The 23,694-nt window shown below is 69.9% G+C and carries 22 protein-coding genes and 1 pseudogene; 13 read left to right on the top strand and 10 right to left on the bottom strand.

Translation table 11 applies throughout. The features are described 5' to 3' along the window. Positions 1-6: 6 nt before the first annotated feature. The gene (locus EAT49_RS17775) at positions 7-837 is read left to right on the top strand and encodes a BtpA/SgcQ family protein (protein ID WP_123643647.1); all 831 of its coding nucleotides are present in this window, start codon (positions 7-9) and stop codon (positions 835-837) included. Between the two features lie 82 nt (positions 838-919). Here the strand turns inward: EAT49_RS17775 and EAT49_RS17770 are convergent, their stop codons facing one another. Both EAT49_RS17770 and EAT49_RS17765 read right to left on the bottom strand, forming a co-directional pair. Further along, positions 920-3,022, bottom strand: a complete 2,103-nt coding sequence (locus EAT49_RS17770; protein ID WP_123643646.1) for a YjbH domain-containing protein — start codon at positions 3,020-3,022, stop codon at positions 920-922. A 693-nt stretch (positions 3,023-3,715) separates the two neighbouring features. After that, positions 3,716-4,543, bottom strand: a complete 828-nt coding sequence (locus EAT49_RS17765; protein WP_123643645.1) for a cobalamin B12-binding domain-containing protein — start codon at positions 4,541-4,543, stop codon at positions 3,716-3,718. A gap of 372 nt (positions 4,544-4,915) precedes the next feature. On the opposite strand from EAT49_RS17765, the gene EAT49_RS17760 reads away from it, so the two are divergent. Beyond that, positions 4,916-5,263, top strand: a complete 348-nt coding sequence (locus EAT49_RS17760) for a hypothetical protein (protein WP_123643644.1) — start codon at positions 4,916-4,918, stop codon at positions 5,261-5,263. Between the two features lie 191 nt (positions 5,264-5,454). Continuing rightward, positions 5,455-6,219 carry a YdcF family protein gene (locus tag EAT49_RS17755; protein WP_246003899.1) on the top strand — a complete coding sequence of 255 codons (765 nt, stop codon included), beginning with the start codon at positions 5,455-5,457 and terminating at the stop codon, positions 6,217-6,219. Positions 6,220-6,235: 16 nt separating this feature from the next. Here EAT49_RS17755 and EAT49_RS17750 read toward each other — a convergent pair whose 3' ends face one another. Continuing rightward, positions 6,236-7,009, bottom strand: coding sequence for a PRC-barrel domain-containing protein (locus EAT49_RS17750; RefSeq protein WP_185020814.1), 774 nt, complete (start codon positions 7,007-7,009; stop codon positions 6,236-6,238). A 55-nt stretch (positions 7,010-7,064) separates the two neighbouring features. After that, positions 7,065-7,304, bottom strand: a complete 240-nt coding sequence (locus tag EAT49_RS17745; protein ID WP_123643642.1) for a hypothetical protein — start codon at positions 7,302-7,304, stop codon at positions 7,065-7,067. 172 nt (positions 7,305-7,476) lie between these two features. Here EAT49_RS17745 and purU point away from each other — a divergent pair, with 172 nt between their 5' ends. Beyond that, positions 7,477-8,367 (top strand): formyltetrahydrofolate deformylase, encoded by an 891-nt coding sequence (purU, locus tag EAT49_RS17740; protein WP_123643641.1) that lies wholly within the window; start codon positions 7,477-7,479, stop codon positions 8,365-8,367. Positions 8,368-8,492: 125 nt separating this feature from the next. Here the strand turns inward: purU and EAT49_RS17735 are convergent, their stop codons facing one another. Next, complete coding sequence (locus EAT49_RS17735) at positions 8,493-9,272, bottom strand: PRC-barrel domain-containing protein (RefSeq protein ID WP_123643640.1); 780 nt, start codon at positions 9,270-9,272, stop codon at positions 8,493-8,495. Positions 9,273-9,776: 504 nt separating this feature from the next. Between EAT49_RS17735 and mdoH the strand changes: the two are divergent. Further along, positions 9,777-11,210 (top strand): annotated as a pseudogene (gene mdoH, locus EAT49_RS21625) (glucans biosynthesis glucosyltransferase MdoH); the annotation flags it as partial. Here mdoH and EAT49_RS17725 read toward each other — a convergent pair. Then, the gene (locus EAT49_RS17725; RefSeq protein WP_123643638.1) at positions 11,192-12,274 is read right to left on the bottom strand and encodes a lysylphosphatidylglycerol synthase transmembrane domain-containing protein; all 1,083 of its coding nucleotides are present in this window, start codon (positions 12,272-12,274) and stop codon (positions 11,192-11,194) included. The pseudogene mdoH and the gene EAT49_RS17725 sit on opposite strands and share 19 nt — an antisense overlap. Before the next feature lie 129 nt (positions 12,275-12,403). Between EAT49_RS17725 and EAT49_RS17720 the strand changes: the two genes are divergently transcribed. Genes EAT49_RS17720 through EAT49_RS17700 form a run of 5 tightly spaced genes read left to right on the top strand, consistent with a single transcriptional unit; the run spans position 12,404 to position 17,316 of the window. After that, the gene (locus tag EAT49_RS17720) at positions 12,404-13,564 is read left to right on the top strand and encodes an ABC transporter ATP-binding protein (RefSeq protein WP_123643637.1); all 1,161 of its coding nucleotides are present in this window, start codon (positions 12,404-12,406) and stop codon (positions 13,562-13,564) included. A 26-nt stretch (positions 13,565-13,590) separates the two neighbouring features. Then, positions 13,591-14,883 (top strand): extracellular solute-binding protein, encoded by a 1,293-nt coding sequence (locus tag EAT49_RS17715; RefSeq protein WP_123643636.1) that lies wholly within the window; start codon positions 13,591-13,593, stop codon positions 14,881-14,883. 8 nt (positions 14,884-14,891) lie between these two features. Next, positions 14,892-15,758: a carbohydrate ABC transporter permease gene (locus EAT49_RS17710; protein WP_221181475.1), complete on the top strand. Its 867-nt coding sequence runs from the start codon at positions 14,892-14,894 to the stop codon at positions 15,756-15,758. Beyond that, positions 15,755-16,585, top strand: coding sequence for a carbohydrate ABC transporter permease (locus EAT49_RS17705; RefSeq protein ID WP_123643635.1), 831 nt, complete (start codon positions 15,755-15,757; stop codon positions 16,583-16,585). Before EAT49_RS17710 ends, EAT49_RS17705 begins: the two co-directional genes overlap by 4 nt. Beyond that, positions 16,582-17,316 (top strand): endonuclease/exonuclease/phosphatase family protein, encoded by a 735-nt coding sequence (locus EAT49_RS17700; RefSeq protein WP_246003898.1) that lies wholly within the window; start codon positions 16,582-16,584, stop codon positions 17,314-17,316. Before EAT49_RS17705 ends, EAT49_RS17700 begins: the two co-directional genes overlap by 4 nt. Here the strand turns inward: EAT49_RS17700 and EAT49_RS17695 are convergent. Continuing rightward, entirely contained in the window at positions 17,313-17,864 is a 552-nt protein-coding gene (locus tag EAT49_RS17695; protein WP_342773830.1) for a cytochrome b, read from the bottom strand. The genes EAT49_RS17700 and EAT49_RS17695 overlap by 4 nt on opposite strands. 91 nt (positions 17,865-17,955) lie before the next feature. On the opposite strand from EAT49_RS17695, the gene EAT49_RS17690 reads away from it, so the two are divergent. Then, positions 17,956-18,738, top strand: a complete 783-nt coding sequence (locus EAT49_RS17690; RefSeq protein WP_123643633.1) for a CDP-alcohol phosphatidyltransferase family protein — start codon at positions 17,956-17,958, stop codon at positions 18,736-18,738. Next, positions 18,735-20,384, top strand: a complete 1,650-nt coding sequence (locus EAT49_RS17685; protein WP_185020813.1) for a sulfatase-like hydrolase/transferase — start codon at positions 18,735-18,737, stop codon at positions 20,382-20,384. The genes EAT49_RS17690 and EAT49_RS17685 overlap by 4 nt, the downstream gene beginning before the upstream one ends. 13 nt (positions 20,385-20,397) lie before the next feature. On the opposite strand, the gene EAT49_RS17680 is transcribed toward EAT49_RS17685, so the two are convergent. Further along, positions 20,398-21,774 (bottom strand): polysaccharide biosynthesis/export family protein, encoded by a 1,377-nt coding sequence (locus tag EAT49_RS17680; RefSeq protein WP_123643632.1) that lies wholly within the window; start codon positions 21,772-21,774, stop codon positions 20,398-20,400. A 19-nt stretch (positions 21,775-21,793) separates the two neighbouring features. After that, entirely contained in the window at positions 21,794-22,507 is a 714-nt protein-coding gene (locus EAT49_RS17675) for a YjbF family lipoprotein (RefSeq protein ID WP_123643631.1), read from the bottom strand. Between the two features lie 231 nt (positions 22,508-22,738). On the opposite strand from EAT49_RS17675, the gene EAT49_RS17670 reads away from it, so the two are divergent. Beyond that, positions 22,739-23,098, top strand: a complete 360-nt coding sequence (locus tag EAT49_RS17670; RefSeq protein ID WP_123643630.1) for a hypothetical protein — start codon at positions 22,739-22,741, stop codon at positions 23,096-23,098. Positions 23,099-23,163: 65 nt separating this feature from the next. On the opposite strand, the gene nusG is transcribed toward EAT49_RS17670, so the two are convergent. Next, positions 23,164-23,673, bottom strand: a complete 510-nt coding sequence (gene nusG, locus EAT49_RS17665) for a transcription termination/antitermination protein NusG (RefSeq protein ID WP_123643629.1) — start codon at positions 23,671-23,673, stop codon at positions 23,164-23,166. Positions 23,674-23,694 lie beyond the last annotated feature (21 nt).

Genomic DNA, 23,694 nt, shown 5'->3' with positions numbered 1-23,694 from the left:
GACTTCATGCCCACCCAATGCGACGTGCTGTCGGAGATATTCGGCCGCAGGAAGCCGCTCATCGGCAATGTCCATCTTCCGCCCTTGCCCGGAACCCCCCGCTACCGTGGTGCGCCGGTCTCGGACCTGATCGCGATCGCGCTGAAGGATGTGCGCGCTTACGAGGAGGGCGGCATGGACGGGCTCATGCTCGAGAACCACGGCGACGTGCCCTTCGTGAAGCCGCAGAACATCGGCCCCGAGGTCATCGCGGCGATGAGCGCCATCGTGCAGGCGGTTTCGGAAAGGACGGCGCTGCCCTTCGGGATCAATCTTCTGGCAAACCACGCCATCGGTGCCATCGCCGTTGCCCATGCCACTGGAGCGCGGTTCGTGCGGGTCAATCAGTGGGTCAACGGATACGTGGCCAACGAGGGATTCCTCGACGGCCTGAGCGGCGAGGCCCTGCGGTTCCGCCGCATGATCGGCGCGGACAGCGTGGCGATCTTTGCCGATGTCCATGTGAAGCACGGCGCCCATGCGGTCACGTCCGACCGGAGCGTGTCCGAGCTGGCGCGGGACACCGAGTTCTTCGATGCAGACGTGGCGATCGCCACGGGAAACCGGACGGGCGACACGATCCCCGAGGACGAGATCGCCGCGATCCGCGTCGGGACCACCCTGCCGGTCATCGGCGGCAGCGGGCTGACGGCGGAGAACGCGCCGGCCCTGATGGCGCTCCTCGACGGCGCGGTCGTGGGCTCCAGCGTCAAGAGCACCGGACATTGGTCCGGTCCGGTCGACCGTTCGAAGGTCGAGGATCTGGTGGCGAGTGTGCGGGATCTGCGAGGTCGCTGACCTCTGCTTCTTCAACGGGCGTCCGTTCGGATGGCACGCCGGAGTCCGACCCCGTGACCGGCAAGGGACTGGGGGTCTTCCTCTACCGCCAGAACCTGCCCCAGTCGGCCGTATAATCCTCGACCGACTGGTCCGCATAGATCCCGTAGAGCCGCCCCGGCACCGAAAGCCGCGCGCCGCCGTCGCGCTGCACGGGGCGGATCGTGCGATTGATCGTGTCGCGGCTGGGCTGGCCGGTGATCCAGTCCACGGGGATGGTCAGCAGGATGCCCTTGTCGAAGGAGCCCTCGCCGAAGTCCTCGAAGGGCACGTCGGTCAGGGTCGCGAAGGCGCCGATCTCCCAGCCGTTGTCGAAGCGGCGCTCGACCGACAGCGTCCCGCCCCAGTCGCCGGCGAGATAGCGGCCGGCATCCACTTGCGCGAAATAGCCGTTCCCCATGTCGTAGTAGACCGAGGCATGGCCGGTGACGATGTCGTAGTCGCGCAGGTCGAAATCCTGCTCGAAGGCGCGCTGCTGGGCGTAGTTAATCTCGACCCCGTAAGAGAGGCGCGAGGCGGGCGGTGACCAGAGGACTTCGGCGGAGACGCCGGCGAACTGGGGTTCCAGATAGCCGGCGGTGATCCGGGCGCTCACCGTTTCACCGGGCTGGAAGTAGTAGGCGCCATAGAGCCGGTGCAGGGTGGTCTCGCCCTCGCGCTGGTAGATGTTCGACTCGCTGCGGACCCGGGGCAGGACCGAGGTGGATTCGCGGGTGGACTCGTCGCGGTTGCCGAAGAGCCGCTGGCGGACCTCGCCGCTGACGATGAGGCCGGGCGCGGGCTCGTAGCTGGCCAGGAGCGACACGCCCACATCGACGCGGAGCGGATCGTCGGGGTCGAAGAGCGCTTCGGCGAGATAGGGCGCGATGCTGTAGCTGAAGGCGGGGTAGCGGCCGGGCAGGGGTGCCAAGGGGTCTGGCCCCTCGTCGAACCGGGTCCGGGCGTAGCTCTCCCAGGTCTGGTCGAGCTCGAATTCGTAGCGCTCCATCGTGCCGCGGGCGATGGTCGCGGAGGTGCCGCGGATGCCGCGGTTAATCGGCGTCACGGTGAAGGTTCCGACACCGGCCGGCATGGTTTGGGTCAGCACCCGGGCGGTGCGCCCGATGGCCTGGGCCGTGGCCGAGTAACGGGTGTTCTCGATCTCGACCGTCACGCGATCGCCCTGGAGCGCGATCCCGTGGAGGCCGAGGCCTTCGGCGGCGAGGGCGGCTTCGGTCGACTGGATGACCGAGGCGGGCAGGCCAGGTGGCGGGCTCGAGGCCGGCACCGGCCGCACGGGCGGCGGGCCGGGATCGCGACCGGAGCCCGAGGGCCGGTTCTGCGGGTTCAGCGCGAAGGTGGCGCGGATGCCGAACTCGCTGCCGTAGAGGTAGTTGGCGGCGATGTTGATGTAGTCGTTGGCCTGATAGGAGATGCCGAAGTTGTACTGGGTCTTCTGGTCGAAGGCCGTGCCGTCCTCGGGGGCGTAGTCGTCGGAGGAATATTCGGCGATGAGCCAGGTGCGATCGTTGAGCCGGTATTCGACGCCGCCGAAGAAGGCGGCGTCTCCTGAGAAGAGCGCGACGTTGGAGACTTCTCCGCCGCCCCGGAATTCCACGTCGTCGCGGTCCTTCAGCTCGTCCGAGAACACCCCCAAGGGGTTGTCGAACCCGTTGGCGCTCCCGAGCCGGCCCCAGCCGATCCCCCCCGTGACCCGGAACCGGTCGCCGAAGGTCTTCGTCGCGACGAGGTATTCGGAGCTGTAGATGCCGGTTCCGAGGAAGTCGTTGAGGCCGATGGCAAGGGCCGGTCGCCGGTCCGTTTCGTCGAAGAGCTGGTATTGAAGCGAGAAGCTTCGGTCGAAGATGAAGTCAAATACATCCCCGGTGCCGGATGGTCCCCCACCCCGGATGTCGTAGAGCGGCGAATACCGGAAGCTCCCCGTCAGTCTCGGGGCGAACTGAAACGTCAGCGTGTTCCGTGTCTGGTTCCGGAAATGGCTGCTTGTGAACGCCAGTTCCCCGTCCGGCCGCATCAGCGCTGAGGGCATGTCGATCAGCCCCGGCGCACCATAGGTGTTGTAGCCCGGGCCGGACTGCCCATGGACCGGCCCTGCCGCGGCCAAGGCCACGACCACTCCGGCAATCTTGACGGTTCTCGCATGCATTCATGCCGCTCCCACCCGCAGACCTTACCTGCTCTCACGGCGGGTTGAACCCCTGCTCTCCGGCGGCCGTCGGGAGCCGGGCGGTCGTTGCCCGGAGGCCACGGGATACGGGTGCCGTGACCGAGTTCGTCGAGCCAAGGCAGGAGCGGTCGCGGCGGCTTGCCGGTCATGGCTCGGCCCTTCCATGACAGGCCGGTCGCCTCTTGGTGCGTCGGATCTGCCGGGAGCGCATGCGCGCCGCGCCGACCACGGCGAGGGACCCGGTCCGGTCCAGTCGGAGCCCGAGCCAGGGGAACTCGTCCTGCGTCATCCCGTCGAAGGTCGCGAAAAGGCGGCAACAGTGGAAGCGCCCGGCGAGGTGCAGGCGCAAGCCGCGGAAGGGGATTGAGACGGGGGGGCAGGCAGTGAGCGGTCTCGGTCCAAGATGCCGTCGGGGCTTCACTCAGGTCCCCGGCTTCCGAATTTCCTGGGGTCCGCACAAGGCGCGCCGCCAATGGTGCCGCGCTGCCCGATGCGGCGCTGTGGGCGCCGGGACGTGGGCACTGCCCGCGCGGCAGGTTCTCGCGCGGACGGGCGCCATCCCGGGGCGGACGCAACCGGACCGCCTGACGAACCCGCGCTTTAGCGCGGGAGCGGGCGAGGGCGGCAGCGCCGCATGTCCCGGTGTCCCCGTTCCGCCCGCTCCGCGCCCTCTCACCGCCTGGCGCGGATCAGCCTTTCGAGATCGGCACAGGCGGTGGGCGCATCCGCGAACAGCAGGTCGATGTCGGCGAACATGGCGACCTTGTCGTCGTCGAAGGCATCCCCCGTCGCCACGCCGATGATCGCCCCCGGAACCACGAGCCGGAGGCCCAGCACCAGCCGGATCAGGTCCTGCAACCGCTCCTCGGTGCTGAGCGACAGGCCGATCACCTGCGCCCGGGTTTGCCGGGCCGCGGCGATGATCCCGTCATGGTCGAGACCGATCTCGAGGTCGATCTCCCAGCCTTCGCCGCGGAACACCTCCGCCGCGACCGTGATACCGATCCCGTGGGTCTCCCGCGGGACGGTGGCGAAGAGCGCGTGTTTGCGCAGCGCGACCTCCTGCGGACCGGTCCCTCCCTCGGTCTTGAGCGCGCGCATGAGCGCGTAGAGATGGCCCGTGCCGATCGTGACCTGGGCAAAGCTGAGCCGGTCCGCCTCCCAGTCGGCGCCCAGCTTGCGCGCCGCGGCGCCCACATAGCCGAGGTAGACGTCGCGGCGGCTCAGCCCCTCGGCCCGGCGATCGGCGATGAAGCGCAGAGCGCCGTCCGGATCGGGTTCGATCAGCCGCGCGCAGAAGGCCGCGCTCTCGGACTCGTCAATGTCGGGCAGAGCCGCGGCGGGGCGGGCGAGGCCCCCCTGGGCAAGGCCCCTGACGATGTCGCTTGCGAGAGCGGCGATGGCTTCGGGAGCCAGGACCGTCCGCTTGAGATCGAAGAGCGTTGTCGAGCGCGCAAAGACCTCCGCGTCGATCTCGATCGGGATCGGCTGCTGTCCCATTGGCCCCTCCCCAGGTTTCCGCAGGATACGGATGTATACCGTTCACTCAAGGGGGCATCGGCAGCGCGGCCGAGTTATCGCGTCGCAGTCGGCATCCGGACGGACCCGCGCGTGCGGCCGCGGCGCGTGTGGAGAGGGCCCAAGTCTCTCGGGTTGCGGGAGATTTTCGCGTCGTTCTTCGGGAACAACCCGGCCGTTGCCCCGTTCACGGGCGACCCGGGAGGGCGAGGACGGATCCGGAACCCAAGGGCCCTGACGTGTCGAGTGGGCGGTTCGGGGTCTCGGTCGCAATCGCGGACCTCGGGTCGCGGCGCCTGCACGCTGGCCGGGACGCCGAAGAACGCCTGAGGCCAGACGAAGGAGTGCACCATCATGATCCCCTCGAAATCCCTCGCGCTGGGCTCTGCCCTCGCCGTTTCCGCGAGCGCCGCCCTTGCCGCCGACCTCCCCGATGCTCTTGGCCTGGCGCAGGCCGCCGACGTCTGCGGCGGCTTCGTCGTCGAGTCCGCGCGCTACGTCGACGGCGGCGCGGGGCTTGCGGTCACCTGCGGCACCGCGCCCCTTCCCGCCGGGGCCTTGGATGACGACGCCGTGGGGGCGCTCCCGCTCATCGGCACCCTCGGCCCGGGCGGGGCCCTGGCGCTCGGCGTCGGCGGACTCGCTCTGATCGCCGGTCTGTCGCAGGACGACGACAGCGGCGGTCCGTCCGACACGCAATAGGCCCCTCGGGGATATCCTCCGAAACGGCGCGAGCCGCGACAGCGCATCAGGGATGGTGCGGTCCGTGACCCTGTTCTATCTCTCGTCCTGCTGGCCCCGTGCACGACCGCCGGGGCAGGGTGCCTCGCAGGCGGCGAACGCGGAGAACCGGGGGACGGGGTCTGGATACGGTCTTCTTCATCGCCTCGAAGGTGTTCTGGACCCTGGCGCGGCCCGAGAGCTGGATCGTCCTGCTGCTCGTCGCAGCTCTCCTGGCCTTTCGGCGGAATCGCCCGCGCCTCGGTCAGAGGACCCTGCTGACGAGCCTCCTCCTGCTCCTCGGCATCGGCATCCTGCCCCTCGGGGAGCTGCTGATCCGGCCGCTGGAGCAGAGGTTCCCGGCCCGGCCCGAGGTCGTGGACCCTGCCGGGATCATCATCCTCGGAGGGGCGGAGGACGCGCGGACCACGGAGGCGACCGGCCTGCCCGAGGTCAACGAGGCGGGCGACCGCTTTCTCGCGGGGCTGGCGCTGGCGCGGGCCCATCCCGGGGCGCGGCTCATCTTCACCGGGGGCAGCGGCAGCCTGCTCGACCAAGGCGTGAGCGGGGCCGATGCCGCGGAACGGCTCTTCGCCGAGGCGGGCGTGGCCCCGGAGCGGGTGCTGCTCGAAGGCGCCTCGCGCAACACCGCCGAGAATGCGGCGCTGACGCGGGAGCTCGTCGGTGCGGCGGAGGGGCCTTGGGTTCTCGTCACCTCGGCCTTTCACATGCCACGGTCCGTCGCCACCTTCTGCGCGGCGGGATGGCGCGACGTCGTGCCCTATCCGGTGGATTACCGGGGTGCAGGAAACCTGCCTTTCGGCTGGGATCTCGCGGAGCGCCTCCGGACGCTCAACACCGTCGTGAAGGAGTGGATCGGCCTTGTTGCCTACCGCCTGACGGGCCGGACGGAGGCGCTGGTCCCGGACGGCTGCTGAGAGGGCGAGGCCCGCACTACGGCCAGACGTGGCCGTAATGGGCGTGAAGCCGCGCCTCCTCCTCGGGTCCGGGCGGAGAGGTGGGATCGTAGTCCGGGCTCGACTTCACCGCCTCGCGGGTGGCATCGACCCGCACCGTGCGTTCGGTCCAGTCGATCTCCCTCAGCCAGCGCGGCGAGATCAGCACCTTGCGGCCCGGCCACCAGTTGCGCGTGTCCACCACGATGAACCGCACGGACCAGTCCTCGGGATCGAGGAGCAGGTCCTCGAGATGGCCGATCCCGCCGTCGGTGGCCTCGATCCCGTAGCCCGTCACCTCCGCGACGCTGCGAAGGTGAGGATCGCCCGAGGGCTCGTCGCGCGTCGCCTCCGCCTCCGAGGGCGCGTCCTCGGGGAGCATCCCGAGAGGGGCTGCGGGCGCGGCGGCGCCGGTGGCGACGCCCGCCGCCATGGGATAGCCGTAGCCGCCGTCCCAATAGGGCGTCCATCCGTAATGGCCGAAGACCTCGCGCTCCATCTGCCGCGAGACCGGCGCGTCGGTGGACAGTCCGGGCGAGTCCTTGACGGCGTCGCGGGTGATCTCGACCGCGAAGCCCTCCGAGACGGGGTCGGGTCCCGCGAGCTTGTCCTTCGGCAGAAGGACACGGCGGCCGGTGAGCCATTTGCCGGTGTCGGCCACCGCCCAGCGGATGGCCCAGGAGGCGTCGTCGAACAGGAGGTCGTCCACCCGGCCGATCTCGCCGTCGGTCGCGGCGATCGGCAGGCCGGTGATCTTCGAGGCTGCGAGCATGGTCATCTCCTTTCGGTGTGGGGGTGGGGCCGGCCGGGGCGGCCGGGGTCCGACGTCACCGGGTCACCGGCGGCACCGGCTCGACCGCAGCCCAGGGCCAGGCGATGGCCAGAAGGCCCAGCCAGAACAGCACGATGACCAGAAGCATCAGCGCCACCGCCGTGGCCGAGATCGCGTAGCGAGAGCCGCCACCTGCGCGATAGGGCCAGCGGTCGCGGGTATGGGGCCAGGTCGGCCAGGCGAAGACAGCGATCAGGAGAAAGAGCAGAAGTAACCAGAACCAGAAGCCGTCCATAGGTCGCCTCCTTTCCATTGGTGCAACGGGAAAACCGGCGGGCGCGCGGCCTGTTCCCGGCCGGTCGTGCCGAGGTCGTTCGCCGCGCGCATCTGGTCGGTCTCCGCCTTGCCTCGGGGCGCGGATCGGGTCATGTCCGGACGGCAGCTTTCCCCGATCCGACGAGCCCCTGATGCGCGCCAAGACCCATGTCCTCACCGTCCAGTGCGAGTCCCGCGCGGGCATCGTCGCCGCTGTCGCGGGCTATCTCGCCGAGAACGGGTGCAACATCGTCGATGCGGCGCAGTTCGACGACATCGAGACCGGACGCTTCTTCGCCCGCATCGCCTTCGTGATCGAGGGAAAGGCCGGGCCGGACGACCTGCGCGCGGGCTTTCCGCCGGTGGCGGAGCGCTTCGGGATGACCTGGGGGATCCACGATCCCGATGAGCGCATGAAGACGCTGATCATGGTCTCGAATTTCGGCCACTGCCTGAACGACCTCCTGTATCGCTGGCGCATCGGCGCGCTGCCGGTGGAGATCGTCGGCGTCGTGTCGAACCACATGACCTATCAGAAGGTCGTCGTGAACCACGACCTGCCCTTCCACCACATCCGCGTGACGCCGCAAAGCAAGGCCGAGGCCGAGGCGCGGCTTCTGGAGCTTGTCGCGGAGACCGGGGCGGAGCTGGTGGTGCTGGCCCGGTACATGCAGGTGCTGTCGGACGGGCTCTGCCAGGCGATGTCGGGGCGGATCATCAACATCCACCATTCCTTCCTGCCGAGCTTCAAGGGTGCCAACCCCTACAAGCAGGCCTTCGAGCGGGGGGTGAAGCTGATCGGGGCGACGGCCCATTACGTCACCGCCGATCTCGACGAGGGGCCGATCATCGAACAGGACACGGTGCGCGTGACCCATGCGCAGAGTGCCTCGGACTACGTCTCGCTGGGGCGCGACGTGGAGGCGCAGGTGCTGGCGCGCGCGGTCCACGCCCATGCTCAGCGGCGGGCGTTCCTGAATGACGGCAAGACGGTGGTGTTTCCGGCAAGCCCCGGCGCCTATGCGTCGGACAAGATGGGCTGACACCCTCCGGAAAGCGACCAGGCCGCGACCCGGTGGGGAGGCGGCCTGATCGGCTCCGGTCAAGTGTTGCGCGTCGGAGGCGGGCGGCGGCCCGGACGGACCGCCGCCCCCTGACGGACCTTCGGTCAGTCCACCGTGCCGCGGGTCTGCAGCTGCTCGTAATCGAAGGCCTCGAGCGTATCCACTTCCTGCGGGCCGTACGGCATATCGTAGCGCGGCCCGGCGGTCGGAACCGTCCCGCGCCAGGCGTAGGGATAGGCGTAGTAGCCGCCGGTCCCGTAGGCCGCCGCATCGGTCACGATGGCCGAAACCGCGTCGTCCTGCACGATCAGGTCGGCCACATAGCCGTAACGGACACCGTCGGTGAGGTAGGCATAGCTGCCGATCATGTCGGTCGCCTTGAAGATGCCGGACCCCGCTTCGAGGTCGTCGTTCACCGGCCCGGTCTCTTCCGTCTCGGCCTCGGTGAGCGTCTCTTCCTCGAACCAGTATTCGCCGAAGACGGTGTAGTCATCGACGGTCTCCTCGGTCACGGGGATCGTGGCGACCTGGATCGTGTCACCGATCTCGACCTGGTCCCAGGGCACATAGACGTGGGTGTCGCCGATGTCCCAGAATCCGCCGACCTGGGCGATGATCCCGAGGACCTCGCCGTCATTGGCGAAGATCACGTTCTCGACATCGCCGATATCCTCGCCGTTGGCGTCGCGGATCTCGGTCAGGTCGAACATGTTCTCCACGCTCCAGCCGGTCTCGTAGAGCGTGTCGTAGTTCCAGCCCGACAGCACCTCGACCTGGTCCTGCGACATTTCCGGCTGATCCTGCGCCATGTCGTCCTGCGCCATTGCGGGCGCGCCCGCGACGAGGGCGAGGGCGCTGGCTGCGATCTTCAGTCTGTCTGTCATGTCTGGTCCTCCAGGGTCATGTCTCGACGTCGCGCCCGGTCGGGCCGCGATTGGGGGAAGAACGACGACCGCCCCGCCCCTGTTCCGATCCTTGCGGCAGGCCCTGCCCGGATCCCGTTGCCGGACGGGGCAGGTTTGAAGCCCGGGGCGGCGACGCTATCTGGCTCCCGATGCAGCAGAACGATCCGCCCCGCGCCATGTGCGCCTGCCCGTCAGGTCCCGGCCTACATCCGCATAGGAAGTCCGGGAGCGGCCCGCATACGCGCAAGGCTGCCGCCGGGCCGGGCGACCCTGTGAGCCCCGCGCCGCCGGACCTTCCTGTGCCCGTCACCGCGCCCATGGCGATGCCCGAGCACCTGCTCGTCCGTCCGCGGCGGCGGCCCCTGCGACGGCTGCTGCGGCTGATCCTGCGCCGTGCGCGGTCCTGATCCCGCCACCCTTCGCCTGAGGGCGCTTGCGGGAGTGACCGTGGTCGTCGTGGCCTCGGGCCTCGCCTGGGCCTTCATGGGCAGCGTGCCTCATCCGGCGGCCATCGACTGGCTGCGCGCCGCGCTCGTCTTCGTGGCGGGCGCCTGGCTCGCTTGGGGCAGCGCGCTTGCCCTTGCGGGGCTCGCAGTGCGGCCTGCGCCGCCGCCCCGGGGCTCGGTCGCCGGGCGAACGGCGGTGCTGATCCTCCTGTGCGACGAGGAGACCGGTCCGGCGCTTGCCCGGATCGCGGCTGTCCGGGCGTCGCTCATGGCGACGGACCACGCGCATCTGTTCGAGATGGTCGTGCTGTCGGACAGCGGCCCACAGGCGGGCCGCGCGGAGGCGGAGGGGCTGGCGCGCCTGGTCGCGGAGGCGCCGGGACCGATACCCCTGATGTACCGGCGCAGGGCGGACCGGCGCGGGCGAAAGGCCGGTAACATCGCCGATTTCCTGCGCCGGTCGGGCGGGCGCTACCGCTATGCGGCGGTGCTCGACGCCGACAGCCTGATGGAGGGGGAGACCCTCGTGGAGATGGTGCGCCGGATGGAGGGGGCGCCGGAGCTTGGCCTGTTGCAGAGCGTGCCGCGGGTCATCGGTGCCCGCAGCCGCTTTGGACGGGCGATGCAGTTCGCCTCGGGCTTCTCCGGGCCGCTCCAGGCCGCGGGCCTCGCCGCGCTGCAGGGCAGGGCGGGTCCCTACTGGGGGCACAACGCGATCATCCGGGTGGCGCCCTTCGCCGCCCATTGCGGCCTCGCCGAACTGCCGGGCCCGGCGCCGTTCGGAGGGCCGGTGATGAGCCACGACTATGTCGAGGCGGCGCTGCTGGTCCGGGCGGGATGGGACGTCCGGATCGACCCCGATCTGGGCGGCTCCTTCGAGGAGGGACCAGAGGACATCGTGGCCCACGCCCGCCGGGACCGTCGCTGGTGCCAGGGCAACATGCAGCACGCCCGGCTGATCCCGCTCGAGGGTCTCGCCTTCTGGAGCCGGGTGACCTTCGCGCTCAACGTCGCGACCTACGCCATGGCCCCGCTGTGGAGCCTCTTCCTGCTGGCCAGTCTCCTCCGGCCGCTGGCCACGGGGGCGGCGCCCCAGACCGGTACGCTGGCGGGGTCCGAGGGGCTGATCTTCGCAGTGATCGGTCTGCTGGTGCTGCCCCGCGTCGCGGCCCTGCTGCATGACCTCTTCCGGCCGGGGCAGCGAGACCGCCTGCGCCGGGCGGGTGCGGCGCTGGGCGAGCTCCTGTTTTCTGCTCTCTTGGCGCCGATCCTGCTCGCCTGGCAACTGCGGGCGGTTCTGGAGGTCCTGACGGGACGCGACGGGGGGTGGCCGGCCCATCCGCCGGCCGGAGAGGGTCTCGATCTCGCCCGCGCCTGGGAGGCCTCGCGCTGGATCGCGACGCTGGGCCTTGCGGGGTTCGCGCTCACTGTCGCGGTGGCGCTCGGCTCGCTCTATTTCGTCGTCCCGGTCTTTCTGCCGATGGTCTTCGCGCCGCTCATCGTCTGGTGGTCGTCGCGGCCTCCGCGGGGCGTATCGTCAGGCCCCTTGCCCGAGGTGGCGCGCCGGCGGGACGCCTTTGCCGGGGCGCTCTCTCGCGGCGGGGCCTGAGCGGGCCACAGAAGGGCGCCGAGCCCCGGCAGCGAGGCCGCGAGGATCACGAAACCGAAGACGACCGAGGCGGCGATCCCCGCCTCAGCCGCCGCGCCCAGCGTGGGCCAGAGGGCCGCGGCCGCCCCCTCGCGCACGCCCCACCCGCCGACGGACACCGGCAGGATCATGGTCACGAGGATCAGCGGCACCACAGAAATCACCGCGACGAAGGGCAGCACCGTCCCCGTGGCCGCGGCGCAGAGGGCGAAGGCCCCGAGGTTGCAGCCCACGATCACGAGGCTCAGTGCCGCCTGCCAGGGCCAGACATCGGCGGCGAGCACGGCCCGGCCGACCGCGGCCCGGCTGTCGTGGGACAGCTGTCCGATGCGCCCCCGCGCCTGTCCGCCAATCCAGAGCGCCGCCGCGAGCGCCGCCCCGGCGCCGAGAAACCACAGGACCACGGTCACGACCCAGTCGGGCCAGTCGACACCCGGACCCGCGGCGCTGAGGACAAGCCCCGCGCCGAGGACCGAGAAAAGCGCCACCTGGCCCGTCAGCCTGTCGATCACCACCGCCTGTCCCGCCGGCACCAGCCCGGCCTCGGCCCGACTGCGCAGCGCGCGGCCCGCGTCGCCCAGAACGCCGGCGGGCAGGGTCATGTTGAGAAGCTGCGACAGGAAGTACTCCGACAGAGCCCGGCCCCGTCCGATGCGGAGTCCCAGCCGTGCGGCCGTCAGGCGCCAGCGGAGCGCGGAGACCGCATTCTGCACAAGGACCAGAACGAGCGCGAGGGAGACGGCCCACGGATCGACCTGCCCGAGAAGCGATCCAACCTCCTCCAGGTCGACGATCTGCCAGAGCAGGATGACGATGCCCAGGGGCACGGCGATCCGCAGAAGGCCGCGACCGGAACGGGCCGCAGGGGCGTCTGAAGTCTTGGGCATCGAAGAGATATCGCCCGGTCAGGCGCCGGGGCAAGGGCGGTGGCTGCGGCGGCGCCGGTCCGCCGGGGTGGAACCTTCGGGCGGGAAGGCTACTTCCGCACTCAAGCCGAGGCGGGGAGACCGAAGAGGATGGACAAGACGACCGCCGAGGAGCTGCGCCGGGCCGGCGCGGCCGAGGGCGCCCGTCTGAACCTCGAGGGGATCGCCAAGCGCTTCGACGGCGGCTCTGTCGCGGTCTCCGCGCTGGACCTCGAGGCGCTGCCGGGCGAGTTCGTGGTGCTGGTCGGGCCGTCCGGCTGCGGCAAGTCCACCACCCTGCGCATGGTCGCCGGGCTCGAGGCGCCGACGGAAGGACGCATCCGCATCGACGGCCGTGACGTGACCGCGCTCGGCGCCGCGGACCGGGATGTGGCGATGGTCTTTCAGGACTATGCGCTCTACCCGCACATGAGCGTCGCCCGGAACATGGGGTTCGGGCTGCGCCGGCGGGGGGCGAGCCGCGAGGAGACCCGGCGCGCAGTGGCCGAGGCGGCGCGGATCCTCGAGCTCGACGACCTCCTTGACCGCCGACCGGGCGAGCTCTCGGGCGGCCAGCGTCAGCGCGTCGCCATGGGCCGCGCCATTGTCAGGCGGCCCCGGCTCTTTCTCTTCGACGAGCCGCTCTCGAACCTCGACGCGCGGCTGCGGATCTCCATGCGGACCGAGGTGAAGCGGCTGCACGCCCGGTTTCCCACGACGACGCTCTACGTCACCCACGACCAGACCGAGGCGATGACCATGGCCGACCGCGTCGTGGTGATGAATGCGGGCAGGGTGGAGCAGGTCGGCACGCCGATGGAGGTCTACGACCGGCCCGCGTCGCTTTTCGTGGCGGGCTTCGTGGGCTCCCCGCCGATGAACCTGTTTCCGGCGCGCCTCGAGGCGGGCGCTCTGCACGCCGAGGGACGGCGAATCCTGCCGGATGTCCCGGCTGGGCTTCCCGACGGGCCCGTCATGGCGGGCCTGCGCCCCGAGGCGCTGCGCCTCGCCGATCCCGGCGCACAGGGTGCGATGCCCGCGCGTCTCGACCTTCTGGAACCCCTCGGCGCCGAAACCCTGGCGCTCTGGACGGCCGAGGGCCTGGGCGAGGTCTGGGTCCGGCACGATGCGCGGGCAAGGCTGGCGCCCGGTCTCAGGGCCGCGCTGACGGCGCATGCCGCCGATCTGCACCTCTTCGACCCCGGGACGGGAACGGCGCTTCGCTCGGGTGCATTTGAAAACCGGTCAGCGCCGCTAGGTTCACCCTCCTGACCGACTGCCGAAAAAGGACCGACGCCATGACCCTTCGCCTTTCCACCTCCGTCGCCGCGATCGCCCTCACCGCCGCACCGCTTGCGGCGCAGGACCTGATCACGCGCGACCGCGTGGGCCTTCCCGATGCGCCCAACGCGATGTCCTTCCGGCTCACGGCCTACGACCTCTATTCCTCGGACCTCGAGATGCGGGCGGCCTTCGAGGCGCTCTTCACGGAGTTCATCGAAGCGCGTCCCGACTGGCGGATCGACACGCAGCTCGCCACCGACAACATCGGCGAGGAACAGGCGCGGATGCTGGAACAGGCGCGCGCCGGGCGCGGGCCGGACTGCGCGATGATCGACAGCTCGCAGCTCGCCACCTTCAAGGCGGCGGGGGTGCTGGCGCCGATGAACGACCATTGGGCCGAGGAAGAGATCGCCGATCTCTTTCCCTTCGTGCGGGAGGCGGTGACCGACGCGGACGGCAACTTGGTGGCCTGGTGGTGGTTCACGGACCTGCGCGTCCTCTACCGCGACACGGCGGTGGTGCCCGAGGCGCCGCAGACCTGGGACGAACTCGAGGCGGCGGCGGTTGCCGCCAGCGAGGCGGGGCTCGAGGGCATCCTCTTCAACGGCGCCCGCTGGGAGGGGACGACCTTCGACTGGCTCGGCAACTTCTGGGCCGCAGGCGGTGAACTCGTGGACGAGGACGGGCGTCCGGTCTTCGGGGAGGGCGAGAACCGGGAGGCCTTCCTCGAAGCGCTGGGCTACTACCGGTCCCTCGTCGAGAGCGGCGCCGCGCCGGGCCGCGTGACCACGATCAACAACTATGACGAGTTCAACGCCGCGGCCGCGGCGGGGACCGCGGCGATGTTCGTGGGCGGCAACTGGCAGTACGGCCAGCTCGCGGGCACCCTGTCCGAGGAGCGTTTCGCCGACTGGGCGGTCTCCGAGCTTCCGGGGCCGACCGCAGAGGACCGGGCGACGGGCACCGGCGGCTGGACCATCGCCGCGCTCAGCGACGATCCCGAGAAGGTGCAGCTCTGCGCGGAGATGGTGAAGGAGATCTATTCCGGCGCGGGCAATGCGGTGCAGGGCCTGCTGCCCACCTCGGCGGCGCAGTACGAGACCTATGACGCCTTCGAGGGCCCGCAGTTCGATCTCTTCGCAGAGGCGCTGGTCAACGGGCGTCCGCGCCCCGGGGCGGCGATCTACCCGGAGATCTCGAACCAGATCCAGATCCTGATGGGCGACGTCCTGTCCGGCGCCGCCGAGCCTGAGGCGGCGCTCGATGCGGCCTTCGAGGCCTCGCTCGCAGCTTACGAGCGGCTCTGAGGCCCGGCGTGGCGGCGCGGCCGCTTCTCTGGCTGCTGCCGATCGCGCTGGTTCTCGGGACGGTCTACGTCATTCCCGTCGCGGACGTGGTGCGGCTGAGCTTCAGCGACGCCACGCTCCTGCGGCCGGCGGAGAGCTACGGGCTTTCCGGCTATGCGGCCATGCTGGAGGCGCGCGATCTCGGCGTCGTCCTGCGCAACACGGTCGTGTTCACCGTGGCCAGCGTGGTGGGGCTGCAACTGGCCGGGCTTCTCGTGGCGCTTCTCGTGGCGCGGGGCGACCGGCGCGGGCTTCCGGGGATGACGGCGCTCCGCACCATCGTCCTCGCCGCCTGGGTCGTGCCGGGGGTGGCCAACGGGATCATCTGGCAGACGCTGTTTTCCGAGGCACCCTTCGGCGCGATCAACTCCACCCTCGCGCTGATCGGTTTGCCGCGCGTGGCGTGGCTCTCGGACCCGGAGATGGCCATGGTCTCTGCGGTGCTGGCGAATGTCTGGCAGGGCACGGCCTTTTCCATGGTCGTCTTCTACGCTGCACGCCGGGCCATCGACCCGCGCCTCTACGAGGCGGCGGAGGTGGACGGGGCGCGGCCCTTCGCGCGGTTCGTCTACATCACCCTGCCGCAGCTGAAGGGAGCGATCCTCGTGAACACCGTGCTGGTGACGATCCAGACGCTGAACACCTTCGACAGCATCCTGGCACTCACGGGCGGCGGACCGGGGCGCGCGACGGAGGTGCTGTCGCTCCATATATTCAACAGGGTCTTCTACAACTACGACCTCGGCGGCGGCAGCGCGCTCGCGCTCGTGCTGGTGGCGATCAGCACCGCGCTGACGCTGGTCTACATCGCCCTGCTGGGCCGGGGGCGGACATGAGCCCGCGCGCCGCCGACCGGGCCACCTACCTCGTCGCGCTGCTGATCGCGGCGCTGTTCCTCGTCCCGCTCTCCTGGCTCCTGTCGCTGTCCGTGCGCACCCCGCAGGAGGTCTATCTGGGCGCCGCCCGCTACCTGCCGGAGGACCCGACGCTCGAGAACTTCCGCCTCGTGCTGACCGACCGGTCCTTCGGGCTGCATCTTTGGAACTCCCTGAAGATCTGCGCCCTGGGCGGGGCAGGGGCGGTCGCCGCGGCGATCCCGGCGGCCTATGCGTTCAGCCGCTTCTCGTTCCGGGGGCGGACGGGTCTCATGGTGGCGGTGCTGCTGGTGCAGATGGTGTCGCCGCTCGTCGTGCTGATCCCGCTCTATCGCTACATGGACGCGCTGGGGATGCTCGACACCCATCTGGGCGTGATCGGCGTCTATGTCGCGCTGGGCGTGCCGCTGTCCGTCTGGGTGCTCAAGTCGAGCTTCGACCGTGTACCGCGCTCCCTGGAAGAGGCGGCCGAGATCGACGGATGCGGCCGTGCCGAGACGCTTGTCCGGATCACCCTGCCGCTCGCCGGGCCGGGGGTGGCGGCGGCCTTCATCCTCAACACGATGATGGGCTGGTCGCAGTTCCTCGTGCCCTTCATCCTGCTGACGGACACCGGCAAGGTGCCGATCTCCGTGGCCATCTTCAATTTCGCGGGCTCGACCAGCGCCTCGACGACGCAGCTTCTGGCGGCTGCCTGCCTTGTCGCGATCCTGCCGGCGCTGGCGCTGTTCGTGGCGGTGCAGCGGCTCATTGTCCGCGCGGTCAGCGGAGGGGCGGTGCGCGGGTGACCGAAGGCCTGACGGCAGTGTCCTGGAACATCCACCGCGCGCGCGGCAAGGACGGGCGCGTGGACCCGGAACGCGTGCTGGCGGTCCTCGGAGAGGAGGTCTGCCCGCCCGGAACCGCCGACATCCTGGCCCTGCAGGAGGCCGACGAGGAACCCCGTCCGCACCGGGGCATTCTCGACATCGCCGGCGTCGAGGCCGCCACCGGGCTCGGCTGGGCCCATGGCGACCCCGCGCTGAGGTGGAGCGTGGAGAGCCACGGCTTTCTTGGCGCGATCCTCTTTCTGCCGACCGCCGCCACGATCCGTCACGGCGATCTCATCGACCTTCCGGGCCGGTGCCATCGCGGCGCGGTCTCGCTCGAGATCGGGCTGAAGGGCCGGACGGTGCGGGTCGTGACGACCCATCTGTCCCTGGGCCAGCCTCTCCGCCTCGTCCAGATGCGCACCATCGGCCAGTACCTGATGCGCAGACCCCGGATGCAGACGATCCTTCTGGGCGATCTCAACGAGTGGCGGCCGTGGGGCGGGCTGGCCTTCCGTCCGGGCCTGACACTGCTGCCGCTCGAGGGGCCGGCGCGGCCGAGCTTTCCGGCAACCCGTCCGCTGCTGCCCCTCGACCGCGTGCTGAGCGCGCCGGGCTGCGTCGAAGACCTCGAGGTGCTCGACGGTCCCGGCATCCGGGCCGCTTCGGACCACCGGCCCGTCAGGGCGCGGGTGCGAGCGGAGGGCTAACGCCCGAGCGGCGGCCACATCCGGGCGAACACGCCGTCCCGAAGCACGAACCGGTGATGCAGAGCGGCGCCCACATGCAGAACGATGAGCGGCACGAGCAGGAAGCGAGTCCAGAAGTGGATCGCCTGGGCCGTGGTCTCCAGTGTCTCGTTCACGGGCACGAGCGCCGGAACGCCGAGGGCGTCGAGCAGCTCGATGGGAAAGTTCCCGGCCTCTACCCGGACGTAGCCCGAGACTGCCATGACGAGAAGCAGGACATAGAGCCCCGCATGGGTCGCCCCGGCGATCCTGACCTGCCAGCGGGGCAGATGGTCGGGCATCGGCGGCGGCGGTCGCCAGGCGCGATAGGCGAGGCGGGCCAGCACCAGCAGCAGGATCACCACGCCCACGTTCTTGTGAAAGATGAAGAGCGCGTCGCGGGTCTCGCGGGGGACGCTCTCCTCGAGCATGAGCATCCCGACGGGCAGCGTGGCGATCACCACGATGGCGACCAGCCAGTGAAGGACCCGCGCGGTGCGCCTGTAGCCGGTTCCTGATCTCTCCATCATCGCACCCCCAATGGCCTGAAGGAGAGCTAGTCCTCCGGCCGGGTCGTGCAACGGCGACTTGACTTCCAGCCCGGGGCCATAAGTGCCGGGGATGGAAGACTCCCTCCGTCAGACCCTCGCCGCGGCGCGATGCGCTCCGGACCGCGCCGGCCCCCTTGCCGGGCTTCTGGGCGTGGCGCTCATCCACCTCGCGCTGGTGACCGGGGGCGGCATCATGCTCGGTGCCAGCTTTCCGGCCATCGCTCCGGGCCTCCCGATCGCGATCTGGCTCAATTCCGCGCTGACGGCCGGCGTCCTGACGATGCTGTGGATGCGCGGACGACGGACCTTCGGCCATGCCCGTCTCGGAGCCTGCAACGCGGTCACCCATCTGCGCGGCTCGCTCGCCTGTCTGCTGGCAATGCCCCTGGCCGCGCCCGATGCCCTGGCCGATCCGCGTCTGGGCTGGACGGTCTTCGGCATCGGCCTCGTGGTCCTCTGTCTGGACGGCATCGACGGCTGGCTCGCGCGCCGGGCAGGGCTGCAATCCGCCTTCGGAGCGCGGTTCGACATGGAGACGGATTCCGCGGTCGCGCTGCTTCTCGCTGTCCTCGCCTGGGCGAGCGGCACCGCCGGACCGGCCGTGCTGCTGCTCGGCGGCGCGCGCTATCTTTTCTGGGGTGCGACCTTCATCTGGCCCTGGCTCGCGGCACCTCTGCCCGAAAGGCACAGCCGCAAGATCGTCTGCGTCCTGCAACTGGGCACCCTACTTGCCCTTCAGGCACCGGCGCTGCCGGGGCGCGCGAGCGAACTTGCCGCCGTTCTGGTGGCGGCGCTGCTTGCGTGGTCCTTCCTCGTCGATATCCGCTGGCTGGGGGCGGCGCGGGCCCGATGAGGGCGGTGCTGCGCTGCCTGCTCTCGGCTGCGATCCTGTATCTTGTCCTGATCCAGCCGAACCATCCCGCGGCGATGACCTGGGGCGCGCTGACGCTTTTTCCGCTCGAACTGCCGGTTATCCTGCTCGCGCTCATGGCGCTGCCTGCCCGGGCTCGGGTGACCGTCTACGGGCGCGGGATGCTGGTGGCCATCCTGATGATCATAGCAGTTCTGAAGCTTGCCGATTACGCCACCTTCCTCGCCTATGGTCGCGGCTTCAATCCGGTGGTCGATCTTCATCTCCTGCCCGCGGCCTGGCGGCTCGGATCCGGGATCGTGGGGATGACCGTCGCGATCCTCGTGGCGGGTGCGGCTGTGGCGCTCGTCCTTGCAGTGACTTGGGCGCTCTGGTGGGCAACCGGCGTCTGGGCCTCGGTCGAGCCATGGGGCGGGCGGACCCGCGTCCGCGTCGCGCTGGGGTCAGCCACCGTGCTGGCGTGCGGTGTGGCGATCATGGAAATCGGGGCGGCCCGGCGCGCCTGGGATCTGCCGGTCCGGATACCGGCGGCGGCGTTCACGGCACGGGTCGGACTGGAGCGGATCGAGATGGCCCGCGCGACGTTCGCAGACCTGCGCCTCTTCTCGCGGGCGGCGCGGTCCGACCGTCTCGCCGGGGTTCCGGGCCTCTTCGACCGGCTCGACGGGCGCGACGTGCTCATCCTCTACATCGAGAGCTATGGCCGCGCGAGTTTCGACGTGCCGTTCTACGCCGCGCGGCACATCGAGACGCTGCGCGACGCCGGAGCGGAGCTCGAGAGGGCAGGGCTGGCGGCACGCTCGGGCTGGCTGACCGCCCCCATGGTCGGCGGTCAAAGCTGGCTCAGCCATGCGACGCTGGCCTCGGGCCTCTGGATCCCGGACCAGACGCGCTACCGCGCCTATCTCGCCAGCCCGCGCAAGTCGCTCTACCACCTTGCGCAGCAGGCCGGCTACCGGACGGCGGCAGTCATGCCCGCGATCACCTACGACTGGCCGGAGGGGCCACGGATGGGCTTTAGGCAGGTCCTCGCCTCCCGCGACCTCGGCTACCGGGGGCCGCCCTTCAACTGGGTCACGATGCCGGACCAGTTCACGCTCGACGCGATGGAGCGGCTGCTGCGCGCCGATCCGTCCGCCCCGCCGCTCTTCGCGCAGGTCGCGCTGGTGTCCTCCCATGCCCCGTGGACGCCGGTGCCCGAGCTGCTGGACTGGGACAGCATCGGCGACGGGGGCATCTACGTCAGGTGGGACGGGGAAGGCGATGCGCCCGAGGTCGTCTGGGCCGATCCCGACCGCGTGCGCGAGCAGTACCGTGCAGCCGTGGACTACGCGCTCGAGGTCGCCTTTTCCTATGCCGCCGAGCGGGCTGGTGGCGATCCGCTGCTGCTGATCGTCGGAGACCACCAGACCGCGCCGCACATCTCGGGCAGTGACAGTTTCGACGTGCCGATGCACATCCTGGGTCCGCCAGACGTGCTGCGCCACCTCGACGGCTGGGGCTGGACAGAGGGCGTGGTGCCGCCGGCGGAAATGCCGGCCCTGCCGATGGACGGGTTCCGCGACCGCTTCGTGGGCGCGTTCAGTTCGGCCGCACCGGACCCCGTCCCGGATGGACAGGGCCTCTAACGGGCAGCGACGCTCAGTTCACCGCCGCAGTCCCGAGGTTGATCAGCGTCGGGAAGAGCTGCTGCAGCGCCCGGTTCCAGGTCGTGATCGGCTGCGGCGCAACGAAGATGATGTCGTTGGGCCGCATCTCGAACCGCGTGGCGAGCGTGATCGCCGCCGCATTGCGGGCGTCGAGGTTCCAGGCCGTCACCGCGCCGAAGGCCGTGGGATCGGCGGAAGCGCGGAGGACGTAGATCTGCGCGGGATTGGCGCTCGCCGGAGGAATGCCGCCCGCGCCGAAAAGCACGTCCGCAAGGTGGGACTGCTGGTTGAACGGCAGGGGAATGCGGCTCTGCTCGGCCACTTCCCCCGCGAGGAACACATAGTCGCGGTCGATGGCATCGAGCCCAAGCTGCCGCTCGAAGAGCTCCCGATCCTCTTCAAGAGCCCCGCGCCGCAGGCCGATCTCGGCCTGTAGCTCTGCAAGGGCGGCGGACCGGGCGCCGCGCTCGAGTCCGATGATGTTGATCTGCTGCTCGTAGAAGGCCTGCGCCTGCGCGAGATCGTACGTCGTGTCCACGAAGACGGAGTCGCCCTCGACCAGCGTTGTGCGCTGCAGGTCGGGCCGGGTCAGGTAGGCTTCGAGAGGAATCTCGTAGAGCGTGCCGTCCCGGTAGATCCGGATCGTGGCGAATTCTTCCTGGGGGGCGGTGATGCCGCCCACCGCCGTGATCGCGTCGCCCAATGTCAGCGCGGTGAGTCCGATGGGCACGAACTGCGTGGTGGCCACCGCGCCGCCGACGGAGACGCGCTGCGAGTTGAACTCGGCCACTTCGAGGCTGAAGGTCGGGTCGAGCTGGCTGCGCACCAGCTCGTCGAAGATGCGGCTCTCGGCCTGTTCGACCGTCAGGCCCGCAAGCGGGATCGTTCCCACCTCCGGAATGGCGATCGCCCCGTCGTCGCGGATCGTATAGCCCTGCCGCTGGTTCTGGGCTGCGAGAAGGCCGCTCAGTTGCTCCACCGTGCCCCCTCGCTGCGGGGTCGACAGCAGCACCACATCGCCCACGCCCAGCCGGTAGGGCTGCGAGCTGACCGGCGGCGGCGGGCGCAGTTCCGCCGTCTGGGGGCGGGCATCCGGAACGAATGGCGCGTCGGGCAAGGCCCCGGCGCCCCGCAGGCCGGACCCGAGGCCCGTCTGCTGAAAGAACGAGGCGGGCAGGCTCAGGGGCGTGTAGGGTTCCCGATTGGCCAGAAGCACCGTCTGCGGCGTGACTTCGACCACCCGGACGGCCACGTCGTCGCCCGCGGTCGCCCGGACCGCCTGGGCATTGTAGGTCAGGCCGCAACCGGCCAGCGCCGTCGCCGCCACCAGAAGAGCGGTGCGGGCGATCCGGGGAAGTGTCGTGCTCATGCGGATGTCATCCTTTGCTTCAACGCCCGTCCGCCAGAAGTTCGATCTCCACATAGCCGACGCCGGGTCCCACCCATTGCCTCGACTTCCGGATCGTCCCGTCTGACTGTCGCCAGTAATCGTTCGTCATCGTCGCGTCGGGCAGGGCGCAGGTTTCCTCGATGCGCTGAACCTCGTAGCGCGACGTCAGTATCGGCAGGACCTCCCGGCCGCCGGGCTGCATCCGGCAGACCATGGCGAGGAAGACGGTCTTGTTCTCTCCGTCGAGATAGCTCGCGAACCGTTCGTAGGTGCCCCCCTCTGGCGGCCCGGACAGCCGCGCGACCGTCGCGGAGGCATCCGCCGACATCAGGTCGAACCCGAGACCTCGTGTCGCCACCACAACCCCCTGCTCGAGCGAGATCTGCGCGCCACCCGCGGCCTGCCAGGTGACAACGTCGCCGTTGCTGCCCGCGGGCAGCAGCGTCGCCGCGGTTCCCAGGACCGGCAGATCGGCGAGAATCAGGGGCTGGTCGAGTCGGTCCACCCCGGCCCTTGCCAGAAGCTGCCGGATCTCGCCCGCCCCGGGGCCCTGCCTGCTGCAGGAGGCAGCACCCAAGATCGCAAGAGCCGCCAGAAGCAAACCGGCACAGGAAGTTCGGCCTGCCACTGCACGAGTGACGCCCGGCCAAGGGCGTTGCGCCCTGGCCAGCGCCCCGTTGAACCCTGCGGCTTGACGCCCTCTCGTCGACATTCGGCTACCCCCTTCGCGAGCATACCCTCGACGGTCCCGGGATGAACCCCTGCACGGGCACCGCCGAAACCGCGGACGCCGCCGTTGCCCCCGGGACACGGCGATGCGCAACAGGCAGGCAGTTCGGAAGCCTTTCTGAGCTTCACAGGCCGTTTCGGCAACCGAAGCTTTGACCCCGCGTCGGCTCGAGGCTACGGTCGGATAAGATCGTCCCGCAATTGGAGTTGCCCAATGTCCTTTCGCAAAGTCACTTCGGCTTCTGCCGTTCTCGCCATCGTCGCCTCCGGGGCCTTCGCCCAGGACGGCAGCCTGCCTGATCCGGTCGAACTGGCCCAGGCCGCGGATGTCTGCAGCGGCTTTCTCGTCGCGACCGCGCGCTACATCGACAACAATACGAACCTCTCCGTCACCTGCAGCGACACGCCCGCTCCGATCGTCGAAGTGGAAGAGGATGACGAACTGGCCGGGTTCGTCCCGCTGATCGGCACCCTGGGCCCTGAAGGTATCGTGCTTGTCGCCGGCGGCGGTGTCGCCCTGATCGCAGGTCTGACCCGGGACGACGACGGCGGCGCGCCCTCCGACACGCAGTGAACCACCCGCGCGAGGGGCGGGTCTGCGCCTGCTCCTCGCGGCCCCTGACGGAGGGCATGGACGATTCAGTTGCGGACCGGCTCGACGTTTCGCTGGCTGGTGTGGACGGTCGCCGTCTGACCTACCAGTTCCAGGAGGAGCGTGATCCGCTCCTTGTCCGACAGGGTCTCGATCGTCGCGATCGCGTTGGCAAACGGGCCGGCCACGATCCGCACGGTATCGCCCTTCTTCAGCGACTCCACGGGGACCAGCAGACCATCGTCGTCGCAACGGGCCATCAGACTGGCGATGATCTCTCGCGACAGGGGGGTCGGAGCGCGGCGGTCGCCGATCAGGAGCCTCGAGATCCCGCGCGTGCTGTTGATCGCGGACCAGCGCCGGTCCAGCGGATCGAATTGCACGAAGACATAGCCCGGAAAGAGTGGCTTCTTGACGTGTTTCAGTTTGGTCCCGCTGCGCTGGGTTTCCATCCGCGAGGGCACGAACACACCAAATCCCTGCCGGGACAGATGGGTCTCCGCGTCCTTCAGCCCGTTCGGTTTGAGTTGCGCCACGAACCAGTTCAATGGAGTCATGCCGTGTGCTCCCTCCTTGCG

This window comes from Histidinibacterium lentulum (assembly GCF_003789055.1).
Lineage (GTDB): Bacteria > Pseudomonadota > Alphaproteobacteria > Rhodobacterales > Rhodobacteraceae > Oceanicola > Oceanicola lentulus.
The sequence above is the reverse complement of the archived record's forward strand: the minus strand, read 5'-3'. Positions and strand labels throughout refer to the sequence as shown.